Raw genomic sequence first — 14,632 nt, 5'->3', positions numbered from 1 at the left:
TCGCGAACGGGGTCGCGCGACCGTGCGGAAGGGATTGTGAGGTTCGGGCCGCCGCGCGCGGGCCGAGCGTGGCGGATTCGGTCAGGCCAGGGCCTTGAGGCGGTGGCCCGAGCGCTCCTGGCCGGCGCCGAGGTCGCGGTGGAGGGCCATCTGTTCGTCGACGAAGCCGGCGAACCGAGTGCGGAACACCTCCGGGGCGAACAGCGCCGCCTGGGCGCGGCAGGCGGCGCGCGAGAACATGCCCTCCTGCTCCGTGAAGTCGCGGACGCAGGCCGCGATCGCGGCGGGGTCCGGCTCGGCGAAGAACATGCCCGAGCGGTTGGGCGGGAGCGTCGCCACGGTCTCGCGCGCGCCGCCGCGGCCGAGCGCCAGCACGGGGGTGCCCTCGGCCTGCGCCTCCACCGGGATGATCCCGAAATCCTCCTCCGCCGCGAACACGAAGGCGCGCGCCGTCCCCATCAGCCGGCGGAGCTCGGAATCCCCGACGAAGCCGGCGAACGTCACGTTCGGCCCGGCCGCCTCGCGCAGGCGCGCCTCCTCGGAGCCGGTCCCGGCGACGACGAGCCGGAGGTCCGGCATCAGGGCGAAGGCCTCGATCACCGCGCGCACGTTCTTGTACGGCACGAGGCGGCTCGCCACGAGGAAGTGGTCGCCGCGCGGCAGGTCCACCCGGATCGCCGATTGCGTGACCGGCGGATGGATCACCTCGGCGGCGCGGCCGTAGACCTTGCGGATGCGCCGGGCGACGAAGGCGGAGTTGGCGACCACCGCGTCCGGCCCGCTGGCGGTGCGGGTGTCCCACAGGCGCATCCGGTGCAGGATCATGCGGGCGACCATGCTCTTGACGCCGTGCTCGTACCCGCTCTCGCGCAGGTAGCTGTGCTGCATGTCCCAGGCGTAGCGCATCGGCGAATGGATGTAGGACACGTGGACCTGGCTCGGCCCGGTCAGGATGCCCTTGGCGACGGCGTAGCTGCTCGAGATCACGAGGTCGTAGGCCGAGAGGTCGAACTGCTCGACGGCGATCGGCATCAGCGGCAGGTAGGCGCGGTGCCGGGTGCGCACCAGCGGCATCCGCTGCAGGAAGCTCGTCCGCGTGGCGCCGACGCCGATCTTGGCGCGGTCGGCCGGGCTCAGGAAGTCGAACAGCGTGAAGACGTCCGCCTCGGGATAGATCGCCAGGATCTCGTGCAGGACGCGCTCGGCACCGCCGACGACGTAGAGCCAATCATGGACGATCGCGACGCGCATCTTCGAGACCTCGAAGGAAGGGGCACCGAGGCGAAGCCCGGTGTGGATGCAACTTACAGGTGTAATCACCTGAATGGTCGCGGCCAATGCTGGTGATAGGCGGAGATGCTTGCACTTTTAGAAATATCGACGGCTCAAAGGCCTGCCGACAGCGCAAAGACTGCTGAATTCGCCCGCTTGGTAAATCTTAACTATGCTGAAGCGGCTCGGCGCGCGGTTCCGGCCCGCCGCCGGCCGCGCCGGCCTCAGAGCGGGCGCGGCGCCGGGTCGCCGCCTGCGAGCACGGCGTCGAGGAGGTCGGCGTAGCCGCGGGCGGTGGCGTCCCAGGTGTAGCGGGCCTGGTTGCTCCGGCCCTTCGCGACCAGGCTCTCGCGCAGGGCCGGCTCTTCGATCAGCCGGCGCAGGCAGGCGGCCAGGGCGCCGGCATCGGTGGGATCGAAGGTCAGGGCGCCCTCCCCTGCGACCTCCGGCGTCGCGGAGCGGTCCGAGCACACCACCGGGCAGCCGAGCGCCTGCGCCTCCAGTACCGGCAGGCAGAAGCCTTCCGCGAAGGACGGGACGCAGAGGCACAGCGCGCCGCGGTAGAGCGCGGCGAGCCTCTGGTCGTCGATGCGCGACAGGCGGACCACGCGGGAAGCCGCCCCGAGCCGCCGGAGCGTCCCGGCGACGGCGTCGGCGGGGTCCTCGCCGACATGGACGACGGCGAGATCGGGATGGGCGTGCGCGATCGAGGCCACCGCTTCGGCGAGCAGGCCGAAGTTCTTGTTGTGCGTGGCGTTCCCGACGGCGAGCACGTAGGGGCCGGCGACCTCCGCGGGCGCCCCGACGGCGAGGGCCGCAGGGTCGAGCACGGAAGCCGAGGGGATCACGCGGACGCGCCCGCGGACGGCAGGGTAATGCTGCTCCAGGTCGCGCCGCGTCGCGTCCGAGACGGCGACGACGGCGTGGTTGCGCGCCAGCATCAGCCGGAAGATCCAGTCGGTGGTGAGCGCCTCGCGCGGGCCGGTGCTCTGAGGGATCGTGCGGAAGTACAGGTCGTGGACGACGACGATGCGCGCCCGTCCGCCGGCGCCCGCGCCGTAGGGGTCGATGTTCAGCACCACGTCGATGGCGTGCCGCCGGCAGCAGGCCGGAACGGTGACGAGCTGGGCCAGCACGTCGAGGACCACGATGCGCGGGCGGCGCACCGTCACGACCGCGACGGCGTCGCGCCACGCCGCGGGAAGCTCGGCCCGGGTCCAGGGCGAGCGCAGGACCACGGCGACGTCGGGCCGCCGGACGAGCTCGCCGATCAGCGCGAAGGCGACGCGGGCGACGCCGGACGGCTTGCCGCCGAACTGGCTCGGCATGTTGAGCAGGATGCGCTTCATCGACTGGCAATAACCCCGGACTAGGGTCGATCTAGCACCGTCAGATTGATCAGATGCGTATTCTCCACCTCTCATCGCTGTATCAGCCCGAACAGGTCGGGGGGGCGGAGCTGATGGTGGAGACCCTCGTGCGGATGCAGGCGGGTCTCGGGGCGCAGGTCGGCGTCGCCTGCCTGTCGCGCCGGGCGGAGCCGCCCGACCGGTCGGGCGCGGCGACGATCTACCGCCTCGGCCACGGCACGCCGTTCCACGTCCTCGACTGGGCCGAGCACGGGCGGCTCGACCGCCTGCGCTACAAGCTCGCCGCGCAGTGGGACGGGCGCACGCTCGCCGCGATGGAGGCCGCGGTGCGGGATTTTTCGCCCGACGTGGTGAACACGCACTCGATGTCGGAGCTGACGCCGCGGATCTGGCCGATGCTGCGCCGGCTCGGGGTGCCGGTCGTCCACACGCTGCACGACTTCACGAGCCTGTGCAGCAACGGCGCGATGGTGCGGCACGGCCGCGCCTGCGAGCGGCAGCACGCCAAGTGCCGCGCCTACGCGCTCCTGCACCGGCTCTGCCAGCGGCCGGTCGACGCCGTGGTCGGCGTCGGCAGCGACATCCTCGCCCGCCACCTCGCGGCCGGGTTCTTCCGCGACGTGCCGGCCGCGTTGCGGCAGGTGATCTGGAACCCGATCGAGGCGGGGCCGCCGCCGGCGCCGCGCGCCCTCCCCTCGGGCGGGGTCACGTTCGGCTACATCGGCCGGATCGAGCCGTCGAAGGGCGTCGACACCCTGATCGAGGCCTGCCGCCGCCTGCCCGGCACCGGCTGGCGGCTGCGCGTCGCCGGGCGCGCCGTCGACGGGCTCGACCGCTACGAAGGCCTCGCCGCCGGGCTGCCCGTCGCCTTTGACGGGTTCGTCGCGGCCGACGCCTTCCTCGACGGCATCGACTGCCTCGTCGTCCCGCCGGTCTGGCCCGAGGCCTTCGGGCGCACGGTGGCCGAGGCCTACGCCCGCGGCGTGCCGGTGATCGGCACCGCCGTCGGCGGCATCGCCGAGCAGGTCGGCACCGACGATCCCGCCTGGCTCGTGCCGCCCGGCGACGCGGCGGCGCTGGCCGCCGCGATGGCGCGGATCGTCGCCGACCCCGCCCGCCTCGCGACCGGCCTCGGCAACGCCGCCGCGGTCGCCGAAGGAACCCGGCCGCAGGCGGTCGCCACCCGCTACCTCGACCTCTACCGCAGCCTCCGCGCCCGTGAGCCCGCCGTCGCCCACGGATCGGCGTCCCAAGGATCGACGTCCCAGCGGTCAACGCCTCGAGAATCAACGCCTCAAGGATCAAGGCGCCATGCGCATCCTGCACCTTAGCTCGCTCTATCCGCCCCATATCGTCGGCGGCGCCGAGCGGTCCGTCGAGCATCTGGCCGAGGAGCTCGCCGGCCTCGGGCACACGGTCGCCGCCGCCTGCATCGAGCGGCAGGCCGAGCCCAAGACCGTGCGCAACGGCGTCACGGTCTACCGCATGGCGCATCACAACGACTTCTGGCTCGAGGACTGGGCGCAGCACGGCCGCTTCGCGCGCAACGCCGCCAAGCTCAAGCAGCAGTGGAACTTCGCGATCGCCGCCGATTTCGGCCGGGTGCTCGACGACTTCCGGCCGGACGTCGTCAACACCCACTCGCTGCTCGACATCTCGACGCTGGTCTGGCGCGAGGCGGCCCGGCGCGACATCCCGATCGTGCACACGGTCTGCGAGTACGACCTGATCTGCGGCAACGCGGCGATGTTCAAGCACGGCGCGCCGTGCACGCACTGGCACCTCGGCTGCAAGGTCGTGAACGCCTCCAAGCAGCTGACCAACCGCTGGGTCGACGCGGTGGCGAGCGTCGGCACCCGGATCCTGCAGACCCATGTCGACCATGGCCTGTTCCGCCACCTCGCTCCCGAGCGGCGACGGGTGATCTACTATTCCTGCACGGTGCCGGACGGCGATCCCGAGGCGCGCCGCCGGGTCGACCGGAGCGCCAAGCCGATGACCTTCGGCTATCTCGGGCGGATCAACGTCGAGAAGGGCGTCGGCACGCTGATCGACGCGCTGGCCGAGATCGGCTCACGCGCGCACGCCACCGAAGGGAATTCCGCCTCCGGCGGCTGGCGCTGCCTGATCGCGGGCCAGGCGATGGACGACTCGATCGAGCGGTTCAAGGCGAAGGCCGAAGGGCTGCCGATCGAGTTCGTCGGCTGGGTCGACCCGAAGGACTTCCTCACTGAGGTCGACGTCCTCGTCGTCCCCTCGTTCTGGGCCGAGCCCTCGCCGCGCACGGTCTACGAGGCCTACGCCATGGGCGTGCCGGTGATCGGCGCCGATTCCGGCGGCATCCCCGAGCTGATCGGCGAGGACAACGCCGACTGGCTGTTTCGCGCCGGCGACGCGCCCGACCTCGCGGACCGCATCCGCACGGTGCTGGCCCGCGACCGCGCCAGCCTGCCGGACGAGCGCGCGTTCCAGCACGTCCTGCGCGAATCAACCTCCGAGCGCGTCGCCGAGAAGTATCTCGACCTCTACGCCGAGCTTCTCGCCGAGCGCCGCGGCATCGCGCCGGAACCGTCGCCAGCGCACGGCATCCATCATGGCGCCTAGCCCGCCCGGCCCGTCCGCCGCGGCGCCGGACGCGGCTGCGACCCGGGACGATATGGCCGGCCGCTCCGTCCGGGCGGCCGGGTGGGTCGCCGTCAGCGCAATCGGCAACGTCGTCCTGAGCTTCGTGGTGTTCCTGGTGCTGGCGCGCCTGCTCGACCCGAGCGAGTTCGGCCTCGTCGCCGTGGCGGTCGTGTTCATCGACATCCTGCTCATCGTCACGCGGGGCGGCCTGCCCGACCTCGTCGTGCAGACCGACCGGCTCGACGACGGCTTCGTCGACACCGCCTTCTGGGTGGCTTTGGCCTCCGGCTGCCTCTACGGGCTGGCGCTGGTCGCGCTGTCGTGGCCGATCGCGTGGATGCTGCGGATCCCCGAGCTGCAGCCGGTGCTGGCGGCGCTCGCCGCCACCTTCGTGATCGCGGCCGCGGGCGTGATCCACGAGGCGCGGCTGCAGCGCCTCTTCGGCTTCCGCAGCCTCGCGATCCGGGCCCTCGTCGCCAACCTGATCGGCGGGTCGGTGGCGATCGCGCTCGCGCTGAACGGGTTCGGGGTCTGGAGCCTGGTGATCCAGCGGCTGCTCGCCACCGGCATGACGACGCTGCTGACCTGGGCGGCGTTTCCGTGGCTTCCCGGATGGCGCTTCGTGCGCGCCCATGCCCGCCGCCAGCTCGCCTTCGGCTCCCGGGTGTTCTCGACCCAGCTCCTCCTGACGCTCAGCATCCGCAGCCAGGAGGTGGTCGCCGCCTACTTCCTCTCCACCGCCGATATCGGCCTGCTGCGCATGGCCTGGCGCTGCATCGACCTGATCAGCCAGGTCGCGGTGATCCCGCTCGCGGCGGTCGCGCTGCCGACCTACGCCCGGCTGCAGGACCGGCCGCGCGACCTGGCCGCGGCCTTCGACGGCTTCGTCGCGATGTCGGCGGTGCTGGCGCTGCCGGCCTTCGTCGGCATGGCCGTGGTGGCGCCGCACCTCGTGCCGCTGCTCTTCGGCGAGCAGTGGCGCGACGCGGTGCCGGTGCTGCGCATCCTGGCGCTGCTCGGCCCAGAATTCGTCGCGACCTCGATGCTGTGGATGATCTTCACCGCCTCCGACCGGACCGGCACCGCGCTGGTCCTGTCGGCCGCGCAGTTCACGATCACGATCCTGGCCTCGTTGGTGACGGCGCCGTTCGGCCTGTCGGCCCTCGTCGTCGGGCACGTGCTGCGCGCCTACCTGTTCTCGCCCGTGGTGGTGCGGGCCGCCGGCCGGTTCGTGCCGGTCGGCACCTTGGCGGTCGCCGCGTCGCTGGCGCCGATCCTCACCTGCTCGCTCGCGATGGGCGCCACCGTGTTCCTGGCGCAGGATCGCCTCTACGCGCGGCTCGGCGACCACGCCGGACTCGCGGCGGCGATCGGCCTCGGCATCCTGATCTACGGGATCCTGGCGCTGCTGTTCCTGCGCGCGCCGCTGCGCCGGAGCGTCGCGCTGATCCTGAACCGCAAGGCCGCCCTGGTCGCCGCCGCCGCGCCGCGCGCCGAGGCGGTGCCCGCGGCCGCGACGCCTTAGAGGAGGTGCGATCGATGAGGCCCCATGGACCGACCCGCCGCCTCGTGCTGGCGGCGGGCGCGTCGGCGCTGGCGGCACGCCCGGCCCTGGCCGGCCCGCTGCCGTCGTATCCCAGCGAGGACTTCGCGCAGTCCGTCGGCATCAACACCCATTTCGGGCACGACGGGACCCCGTACGTCGACCGGTTCGCGCGCTGCGCGGCGGCGCTCGACGCCCTCGGGATCCGGCACCTGCGCGACGACATCGTCCTGCCGGCGGGCGGGCCGCCATCGGGGCCGCCGCCGCAGTTCCGGCGGATCGCCGAGCTGGCGCGGGCCGGCTACCGGTTCAGCCTCGTCTTCTACGACGGGCTCGACGTCGGGCCGCTGGTGCCGCCCCGGCGCCTGCCCGACATCGCCGCCTGGAGCGCGGGCGGGCTCGCGATCGCCGAGGGCAGCAACGAGCCCAACATCGCCGCCGGCGCCGGCCGCCCGCAGGCCTCGGCCGAGCACCAGCGCGCGCTCTACCGGGCGGCACGCAACGCCGGCGGCGCGGTGAAGGTCGCCGGGCCGAGCTACGTCCAGGCCAACGTCGCGGCGGCGGAGTCCCTGGCCAACGCCGTCGACTACGGCAACATCCACCCCTACCCCGGCATGGAGCACCCGGAGAACGCCGGTAACGGCGACCTGCGCCGCTTCGTCGCCGCCGCTCAGCCCATCTTCGGCCGCGCGCCGCTGCTCGCCACCGAGAACGGCTACCACACCGCGCTCGCCACCCGGAGCTTCCACTTCCCGGTCTCGGAGGCCGTGCGGGCGCGCTACACGCCCCGCCTGCTGCTGTGGAGCTTCCTCCAGGGCATCCGCCGCACCTACCTCTACGAGCTGGCCGCCTCGGTCGACCGGGGCGAGGGCGACCCGGAAGGCCGGTTCGGCCTCTTGCGCTTCGACGGCTCAGCCACGCCGACCTTTTCCGCGGTCGCCAACCTGATGCGCCTGTTCCGGGCCGGCCCGGCCGTGGCCGGCCCCGCCCTCGACGTGGCCCTCGACGCGGCCCCGCGCGACCTCCAGGCGATCCGCTTCCTGCGCGGCGACGGCGCCGTCCTCGTGCCGCTCTGGCTCGGGATCGACGGCTGGGACCGGGTGCAACGCCGGGCACGGCCCGACGCGCCGGCGCAGGGCGTGACCCTCACCCTCTCGGGCGTCCCGAAGGCGGCGCGGCTGCACCGCTTCGCCGACGACGGCTCGGTCGGCGTGGAAACGCTCGGCCCGGCCCGGACGCTGACCCTCGGCGTGACGGACCGGCTCGCGATCCTCGAGCTGGTGTAGGGCGGCCCTACCGCACCGCACCCCGGGTGTTGACGGAGAGCGCGTAGATCGACTTGGTCGAGGCCATGAACAGGCGGTTGCCGTCGGCGCCGCCGAAGCACAGGTTGGCGCAGCGCTCCGGCAGGCGGATCCGGCCGATCGCCCTGCCCTCGGGCGAGATCACCAGGACGCCGTCGAGATCGGCGCCCATGCCCCAGCCGCACCAGAGGTTGCCGTCGGCATCCGCCCGGAACCCGTCCGCGGTGCCCCTGCCGCAATCGAACAGCACCCGGCCGTCGGCGAGCGCGCTGCCGTCCCCGACCACGTCGTAGACCCGGATCACCCGGTTCGGCTGGGCGCGGGATTCGATGACGTAGAGCTTGGTCTCGTCGGGCGAGAAGCACAGCCCGTTCGGGCCCGCGATGTCGGCGACGACGACCCTCGCCTCGCCGGTCCGCGGATCGAGGCGGAAGACCTGGCCCGGCCGTTCCGGCTGGGCCATCGCCTCGTAGGGGTTGGGGCCGAAGGCCGGGTCGGTGAACCAGATCGCGCCGTCGGAGCGGCAGACGACGTCGTTCGGGGCGTTGGCGGGCTTGCCGTCGAACCCGCTGAACAGGGTGGTGATCGTGCCGTCGTGCTCGGTGCGGGTCACCCGGCGGGATTTGTGCTCGCAGGTGACGAGGCGGCCCTGGCGGTCGCGGGCGTTGCCGTTGGCGTAGTTCGAGGGCTTGCGGAACACGCTCGTCGTGCCCGTCGCCTCGTCCCACCGCATGATCGCGTCATTGACCACGTCGCTGAACAGCAGGCAGCGCATGTCGCCGAGCCAGACCGGCCCTTCCGCCCAACGAAAGCCCGTGGCGATCCGCTCCACCGTCGCCGAGAAGATCCGGTACCGGGCGAACGACGGGTCGAGAATCTCGATCGCCGGGTCGGGCAGGCGCTCGGACGGCTCGAAGGCGGCCTGCGCAGGCCCGGCCCACGCCGTCGTGGCGGCGGCGCCCGCCAGCGCCAGCAGGGTCCGGCGATCGAGTGCGCCCATCGTGTCCTCCCGGCCGGTGTCGTCCCGGCCTGTCCGTCGCTCGGTCCCCGGCGGGCACGGCGCATGGCGTGCGGCGTGTCCGCTCCTTCCGTGGCGTCGGAACCCTCAGGTGATCGGCGCCGGGTTGAACAGCGTCAGGTCGTTGAACAGGCCCCAGCGGTCGGACCACGGCGTCTTGCGCCCGCTCGCGACGTCGAGGATGAGCTGGAGCAGCTCGCGGCCGACCTCCTCGATCGTCGCGTGGCCGGTGGCGATGCGGCCGGCGTCGAGGTCGATCAAGTCGGACCAGCGCTGGCTGAGCTCGGTGCGGGTCGCGACCTTGATCACGGGGCATTGCGCGAGGCCGTAGGGCGTGCCGCGCCCGGTCGAGAACACCTGGAGGGTGATCCCGGAGGCGAGCTGCAGCGTGCCGCAGACGAAGTCGCTCGCCGGCGTCGCCGCGAAGATCAGGCCCTTCTCGCGGACCCGCTCGCCCGGGGCGAGCACGCCGGAGATCGCCGAGGTGCCGGATTTGGCGACCGACCCGAGCGCCTTCTCGACGATGTTGTTCAGCCCGCCCTTCTTGTTGCCGGGGGACGGGTTGGCGCGCCGGTCGGCCTCGCCCTTGGCGAGGTAGTCGTCGTACCACGCCATCTCGCGCACCAAAGCCTCGGCCACCGCCGGCGTCTTGGCGCGCGGCGTCAGCAGGTGGATCGCGTCGCGGACCTCGGTGACCTCCGAGAACAGGACCGTGCCGCCGGCGGCGACGATCAGGTCGGCGCAGTACCCGAGCGCCGGGTTGGCAGTGACGCCGGAGAACGCGTCGCTGCCGCCGCATTGCAGGCCGACCACGAGGTCGGAGGCCGGGCAGGTCTCGCGCCGGCGCCGGTTCAGGATCGCGAGCCGGGCCTCGGCCATCGCCATGATGCTGTCGAGCATCATCGAAAAGCCCTGGTGGCGCTCGTCCTGCATCCGCACGACGCCGCCGTCCTGCGCGTCGTCGCCGTCCGGCAGCAGGCGCTCGGAGACGAGCTTCTCGCAGCCGAGGCCCACCACCATCACCTCGCCGCCGAAATTCGGGTTGCGGGCGAGGCTCTGGAGGGTGCGGATCGGGATCACCGCCTGCGGCGCGTTGATCGCGACGCCGCAGCCGTAGGCGTGGGTCAGCCCGACCACGTCGTCGACGTTGGGGAAGCGCGGCAGCAGCTCCGCCTTGATCCGCCGGATCGCCACGTCGAGGGTGCCGGCGACGCATTGCACGCTGATCGAGATCGCGAGGATGTTCTTGGTGCCGACCGAGCCGTCCGGGTTGCGGAACCCCTCGAAGGTGCAGCCGGTCAGCGGCGGCAGGGGCGCCGGCACGCGGGTCGCCATCTCCAGCGCGTCGAGGGCGGGGGCGGTCGGGGTGGCCACGCGCGATTCCTCGACCCAGGCGCCGCGCGGGATATCCTGCGTCGCGATGCCGACGACCTCGCCGTAGCGCCGGACCTCGCCGCCCTCGGGGATCGCGGCGAGCGCCACCTTGTGGCCCTGCGGCACGAACTCGACGAGGGTCAGCCCGTCCGGGAACACCGTGCCGGCCGGCAGCCCGAAGGCGTTGACGACGATGGCGACGTTGTCGCTCGCGTGCAGGCGGATGGTGCGGGGGGCGTCGCCCAGGGCGGGCCCGGCCGGCGGCACCGGCGGGGCTTCTATCACGGCGTCTGGCATCGCATGCTCCCTGGCGGTCGGCGGTCGGTCAGGCGCGGCGCAGCTCGACCCGCCGGATGTCGCCGACGAGGAGGAGATAGGCGCTCATCGCCACGAGCGCGTTGATCCCGACGAAGACCAACGCCGTGTCGAACGAGCCCGAGGACTGGACGAGATAGCCGATGATGATCGGCGTGGTGATGCCGGCGGTGTTGCCGAACATGTTGAACAGCGCGCCGCTCAGGCCCGCCGCCTCCTTGGGCGAGGTGTCGGACACCACCGCCCAGCCGAGCGCCCCGAGGCCCTTGCCGAAGAAGGCCGCCGCCATCAGGCCGATCACCAGGGCATGCGAGTCGACGTAGTTGCAGGCGATGATCACCATCGACAGCAGCATGCCGGCGATGATCGGCAGCTTGCGGGCGATGTTGAGCGAGCCGGTCCGGCGCAGGAGCGCGTCGGAGATCACGCCGCCGAGGATGCCGCCGACGAAGCCGCACAAGGCCGGGAGCGAGGCGGTGAAGCCGGCCTGGAGCACGGACATGCCGCGCTGCTTGACGAGGTAGATCGGAAACCACGTCAGGAAGAAGTAGGTCATCACGTTGATGCAGTGCTGCGCCACGTAGATGCCGAGCAGCATCCGGTTGCCGAGGAGCTGCTTGATCGTTCCCCAGGTGCCGGCGGCGGGGGCGGCGCCCGCCCGCACCGGCTTCGCGTCGCGCGCTGTCGACATGGTCGCGCCCGACGGCGCGGCGCCGACCTGCACCAGCGCGCCGCCCCGGGCGATCTCGTCGAGCTCGCCCGAGGTGACGCTCGGATGGTCCTTGGGGTCGTGGATCAGCCAGACCCATAGCAGCACCATCGCCAGGCCGATCAGGCCCATGCTGAAGAACGCGTAGCGCCAGCCGAAGCTCTGGGTCACCCAGGCGGTGAGCGGCGCGAACAGCACCGGCGCGAAGTATTGGGCCGCGTTGAACACGGCCGAGGCCTTGCCGCGCTCGGCCGCCGGGAACCAGGCGGTGACGAGGCGGGCGTTGCCGGGGAAGGACGGCGCCTCGGCGATGCCCACCAGCATCCGCATCAGGAAGAATACCGCCACCGCGGAGCCCGCGCCGAGGAAGCCGGCCCAGCCCTGGACGAAGGTGAAGAACGACCAGAAGAACACGCCGCCGGCATAGATCCACTTGGTGCCGTAGCGGTCGAGCAGCCAGCCGCCGGGCAGCTGGGCCGCGACGTAGGACCAGCTGAAGGCGGAGAGGATGTAGCCCATCTGCACGGGCGTGATGCCGAATTCCTGCGCGATCGGCACGCCCGCGATCGAGATGATCGCGCGGTCGGCGTAGTTCAGCACCGTGACCGCGAACAGCACGAGGAGGATCAGGTAGCGCACGCGCATGCGCGTCGCGCTCTGCACCGGAATCGCCAGCGACATGGTTTCCTCCTCGGGATCGCCCGACGGATGCGTGCCCGTCGCGGTCGGTTTCCTTGAGGTTTCCAGATTAGTCCGCTCGGTCGATACCTTCCAATCCAAACGATGGATCGATCGATGCCATCGCGGCATCGATCGATCGAACCTTGATCAGGCGGCGCCGACCTCGTGGTTCGCCATGATCTCCAGCGCGCGGACCATCGCCGAATGGTCCCAGGCCGCCCCGCCGTTGGCGACGCAGGCCGAGAACAGCTGCTGCGCCAGCGCCGTGGCCGGCAGGCTGAGCCCGAGCGCGCGGGCGCCCTCCAGCGCCAGGTTCAGGTCCTTCTGGTGCAGCCCGATGCGGAAGCCCGGATCGAAGGTGCGGTCGATCATGCGCTTGCCGTGCAGCTCGAGGATGCGCGAGGTGGCCAGGCCACCGGTGATCGCCTCGCGGACCTTGGCCGGGTCGGCGCCGGCCTTCGAGGCGAACAGCAGGCCCTCGGCCACCGCCTCGATGGTGAGCGCGACGATGATCTGGTTGGCGACCTTCGCCACCTGGCCCGATCCGACCGGGCCGACATGGGTCACGGTCTTCCCCATGGCCGCGAACAGCGGTTGTGCGCGCCCGAAATCGGCCTCGTCGCCGCCGACCATGATCGAGAGGGCGGCGTTCTTCGCCCCGACCTCGCCGCCGGAGACCGGCGCGTCGAGATAGGCGCCGCCGCGCTCCCTGATGCGGGCGGCGAAGTCCTTCGTCGCGATCGGCGAGATCGAGCTCATGTCGATCACGGTCGTGCCGGGCCTCAGGCCCGCCGCGACGCCGTCCGCGCCGAACAGCACCGTCTCGACGTCGGGGGTGTCCGGCAGCATCAGGATGACGACGTCGGCGCGCTCGGCGACCTCGGCGGCGGTGGCGCAGGGCGTGCCGCCGGCGGCGACCAGGGCCTCGGGCACCGCCCGGCGGCTCTTCAGGAACAGGCTGTGCCCGGCGGCGATCAGGTGCCCGGCCATGGGCGCGCCCATGATGCCGAGGCCGATGAATCCGATGTTCATGGTGGTGTCTCCCGGAATGGCGCATCCGCCCTCCCCCGCGGAGGGGGAGGGTCGATCCTGGCTCAGCCCCTGAAGCGAGCGGCGAGCGCCTCGGACTGCCGCGCGAGCAGGCCCATGTCGGAGCCGACCGCGGTGAAGCGGGTGCCGGCGGCGATGTAGCGGTGGGCCAGTTCCTCGTTGGCGGTGAGGATGCCGGCGTGCTTCCCGGCCTTCCCGATGCGGGCCACGGTCTCCTCGATGATCGCCACCACGTCCGGATGGTTCTGCTGCCCGAGGTAGCCGAGGCTGGTCGAGAGGTCGCCGGGGCCGACGAAGACGCCGTCGACGCCCTCCACGCCGGCGATCTCGTCGAGGTTGTCGAGCGCCCGCCGCGACTCGATCTGCACGGCCACGAAGATCTCGGCCTCGCAGCGGGCGTGGTAGTCGGGGATGCGGCCGAAGCGGGCGGCGCGCGGCGCCTGCGAGAAGCCGCGCACGCCGCGCGGGGCGTAGCGGGTCGCGGCCACCGCGCGGCGGGCCTGGTCGGCGTCGTCGATGTTGGGGATCATCAGCGACTGCACCCCGGTGTCGAGGATGCGCTTGATGGTGATCGCCTCGTCGCTCGGCACCCGCACCATGGCGTGGGCCGGGCTCTCCATCATCGCCTGGACCTGACTGTAGACGTCCCGCAGGTCGTTGGCCGAATGCTCCATGTCGAGGAGCAGCCAGTCGAAGCCGGAGCCGGCCACGACCTCGGTGGAGATCGGGCTGGCGAGGCTGCACCACAGGCCGATCTGCTGCCGGCCCTGGCCGAGCGCCGCCTTGAAGCGGTTGGAGAGGATGTCCATCGGATGTGCTCCTTCGTGGAATCGATCTGAGAGGTCGAGCGTCGTCCGGATCACGCGCCTCCCTCTCCCCTCTGCGGGAGAGGGTGGCCCGCGAAGCGGGTCGGGAGAGGGGAGCGCCGGTGCCGGATACGGCGCTCCCCTCTCCCGACCCCTGCCGACGCAGGGGCCACCCTCCCCCGCAGCGGGGGAGGGATCTGAAGCGTCCGTCGCCCTCAGCGCACGAGGCACGGGCGCTTGTTGTCGAAGGTCCAGTTCGGGACGAGGAACTGCATCGCCTCCGCCTCGTCGCGGGCGCCTAGGCCGTGGTCCAGATAGAGCGCGTGCGCCGCCCCCACCTCCTCACGACGCAGGAGCAACACTCCCCGGACGAGGGGGAGGAATCTGAAGCGTCCGTCGCCCTCGGAGCACGAGGCACGGGCGCTTGTTGTCGAAGGTCCAGTTCGAGACGAGGAACTGCATCGCCGCCGCGTCGTCGCGGGCGCCGAGGCCGTGGTCCAGATAGAGCGCGTGCGCCGCCTCGACCTCGGCCATGTCGATCTCGATGCCCAGCCCCGGACGATCC

General features: G+C 72.1%; 12 protein-coding genes and 1 pseudogene. 4 read left to right on the top strand and 9 right to left on the bottom strand.

Annotated features, from left to right (window positions below; all coding sequences use genetic code 11):
* Positions 1-81 precede the first annotated feature (81 nt).
* Together MKK55_RS23005 and MKK55_RS23000 are read right to left on the bottom strand one after the other, a co-directional pair.
* Positions 82-1,251 carry a glycosyltransferase gene (locus MKK55_RS23005; protein WP_243937815.1) on the bottom strand — a complete coding sequence of 390 codons (1,170 nt, stop codon included), beginning with the start codon at positions 1,249-1,251 and terminating at the stop codon, positions 82-84.
* A gap of 245 nt (positions 1,252-1,496) precedes the next feature.
* A complete protein-coding gene (locus MKK55_RS23000) occupies positions 1,497-2,621 on the bottom strand; it encodes a glycosyltransferase family 4 protein (protein WP_243937814.1) in 1,125 nt (374 codons plus the stop codon).
* A 53-nt stretch (positions 2,622-2,674) separates the two neighbouring features.
* Between MKK55_RS23000 and MKK55_RS22995 the strand changes: the two genes are divergently transcribed.
* Genes MKK55_RS22995 through MKK55_RS22980 form a run of 4 tightly spaced genes read left to right on the top strand, consistent with a single transcriptional unit; the run spans position 2,675 to position 8,096 of the window.
* Positions 2,675-3,973 (top strand): glycosyltransferase family 4 protein, encoded by a 1,299-nt coding sequence (locus MKK55_RS22995; protein WP_243937813.1) that lies wholly within the window; start codon positions 2,675-2,677, stop codon positions 3,971-3,973.
* The gene (locus MKK55_RS22990; protein WP_243937812.1) at positions 3,954-5,246 is read left to right on the top strand and encodes a glycosyltransferase family 4 protein; all 1,293 of its coding nucleotides are present in this window, start codon (positions 3,954-3,956) and stop codon (positions 5,244-5,246) included. The genes MKK55_RS22995 and MKK55_RS22990 overlap by 20 nt, the downstream gene beginning before the upstream one ends.
* A gap of 52 nt (positions 5,247-5,298) precedes the next feature.
* Positions 5,299-6,792 (top strand): lipopolysaccharide biosynthesis protein, encoded by a 1,494-nt coding sequence (locus MKK55_RS22985; RefSeq protein ID WP_243937811.1) that lies wholly within the window; start codon positions 5,299-5,301, stop codon positions 6,790-6,792.
* Between the two features lie 14 nt (positions 6,793-6,806).
* On the top strand, positions 6,807-8,096 hold the full coding sequence (locus MKK55_RS22980) for a hypothetical protein (RefSeq protein WP_243937809.1): 1,290 nt from the start codon (positions 6,807-6,809) through the stop codon (positions 8,094-8,096).
* A gap of 7 nt (positions 8,097-8,103) precedes the next feature.
* Here the strand turns inward: MKK55_RS22980 and MKK55_RS22975 are convergent, their stop codons facing one another.
* The 7 genes and pseudogenes from MKK55_RS22975 to gudD form a co-directional block, all read right to left on the bottom strand.
* Complete coding sequence (locus MKK55_RS22975) at positions 8,104-9,114, bottom strand: SMP-30/gluconolactonase/LRE family protein (RefSeq protein WP_243935774.1); 1,011 nt, start codon at positions 9,112-9,114, stop codon at positions 8,104-8,106.
* 105 nt (positions 9,115-9,219) lie between these two features.
* Complete coding sequence (garD, locus tag MKK55_RS22970; RefSeq protein WP_243937807.1) at positions 9,220-10,803, bottom strand: galactarate dehydratase; 1,584 nt, start codon at positions 10,801-10,803, stop codon at positions 9,220-9,222.
* 28 nt (positions 10,804-10,831) lie between these two features.
* Positions 10,832-12,211 (bottom strand): MFS transporter, encoded by a 1,380-nt coding sequence (locus tag MKK55_RS22965; RefSeq protein WP_243937806.1) that lies wholly within the window; start codon positions 12,209-12,211, stop codon positions 10,832-10,834.
* Between the two features lie 147 nt (positions 12,212-12,358).
* Complete coding sequence (locus MKK55_RS22960; protein WP_243935780.1) at positions 12,359-13,243, bottom strand: 2-hydroxy-3-oxopropionate reductase; 885 nt, start codon at positions 13,241-13,243, stop codon at positions 12,359-12,361.
* Positions 13,244-13,305: 62 nt separating this feature from the next.
* The gene (locus MKK55_RS22955) at positions 13,306-14,070 is read right to left on the bottom strand and encodes an HpcH/HpaI aldolase family protein (protein WP_147729409.1); all 765 of its coding nucleotides are present in this window, start codon (positions 14,068-14,070) and stop codon (positions 13,306-13,308) included.
* A 212-nt stretch (positions 14,071-14,282) separates the two neighbouring features.
* Positions 14,283-14,426 carry a hypothetical protein gene (locus MKK55_RS22950; RefSeq protein WP_243937867.1) on the bottom strand — a complete coding sequence of 48 codons (144 nt, stop codon included), beginning with the start codon at positions 14,424-14,426 and terminating at the stop codon, positions 14,283-14,285.
* Between the two features lie 49 nt (positions 14,427-14,475).
* A pseudogene (gene gudD / locus MKK55_RS22945) lies at positions 14,476-14,632 on the bottom strand (glucarate dehydratase); the annotation flags it as partial.

Origin of the sequence: Methylobacterium sp. J-059, from assembly GCF_022829485.1 — a bacterium.
Lineage (GTDB): Bacteria > Pseudomonadota > Alphaproteobacteria > Rhizobiales > Beijerinckiaceae > Methylobacterium.
The sequence above is the reverse complement of the archived record's forward strand: the minus strand, read 5'-3'. Positions and strand labels throughout refer to the sequence as shown.

What these genes read in the sequence shown, in the direction of transcription:
- MKK55_RS22980 (WP_243937809.1), top strand. Translation starts at nt 6,807, where the DNA reads ATGAGGCCCCATGGACCGACCCGCCGCCTCGTGCTGGCGGCGGGCGCG.
- MKK55_RS22955 (WP_147729409.1), bottom strand. Translation starts at nt 14,070, where the DNA reads ATGGACATCCTCTCCAACCGCTTCAAGGCGGCGCTCGGCCAGGGCCGG.
- MKK55_RS22975 (WP_243935774.1), bottom strand. Translation starts at nt 9,114, where the DNA reads ATGGGCGCACTCGATCGCCGGACCCTGCTGGCGCTGGCGGGCGCCGCC.
- MKK55_RS22995 (WP_243937813.1), top strand. Translation starts at nt 2,675, where the DNA reads ATGCGTATTCTCCACCTCTCATCGCTGTATCAGCCCGAACAGGTCGGG.
- garD (WP_243937807.1), bottom strand. Translation starts at nt 10,803, where the DNA reads ATGCCAGACGCCGTGATAGAAGCCCCGCCGGTGCCGCCGGCCGGGCCC.
- MKK55_RS23000 (WP_243937814.1), bottom strand. Translation starts at nt 2,621, where the DNA reads ATGAAGCGCATCCTGCTCAACATGCCGAGCCAGTTCGGCGGCAAGCCG.
- MKK55_RS22990 (WP_243937812.1), top strand. Translation starts at nt 3,954, where the DNA reads ATGCGCATCCTGCACCTTAGCTCGCTCTATCCGCCCCATATCGTCGGC.
- MKK55_RS22965 (WP_243937806.1), bottom strand. Translation starts at nt 12,211, where the DNA reads ATGTCGCTGGCGATTCCGGTGCAGAGCGCGACGCGCATGCGCGTGCGC.
- MKK55_RS23005 (WP_243937815.1), bottom strand. Translation starts at nt 1,251, where the DNA reads ATGCGCGTCGCGATCGTCCATGATTGGCTCTACGTCGTCGGCGGTGCC.
- MKK55_RS22960 (WP_243935780.1), bottom strand. Translation starts at nt 13,243, where the DNA reads ATGAACATCGGATTCATCGGCCTCGGCATCATGGGCGCGCCCATGGCC.
- MKK55_RS22985 (WP_243937811.1), top strand. Translation starts at nt 5,299, where the DNA reads ATGGCCGGCCGCTCCGTCCGGGCGGCCGGGTGGGTCGCCGTCAGCGCA.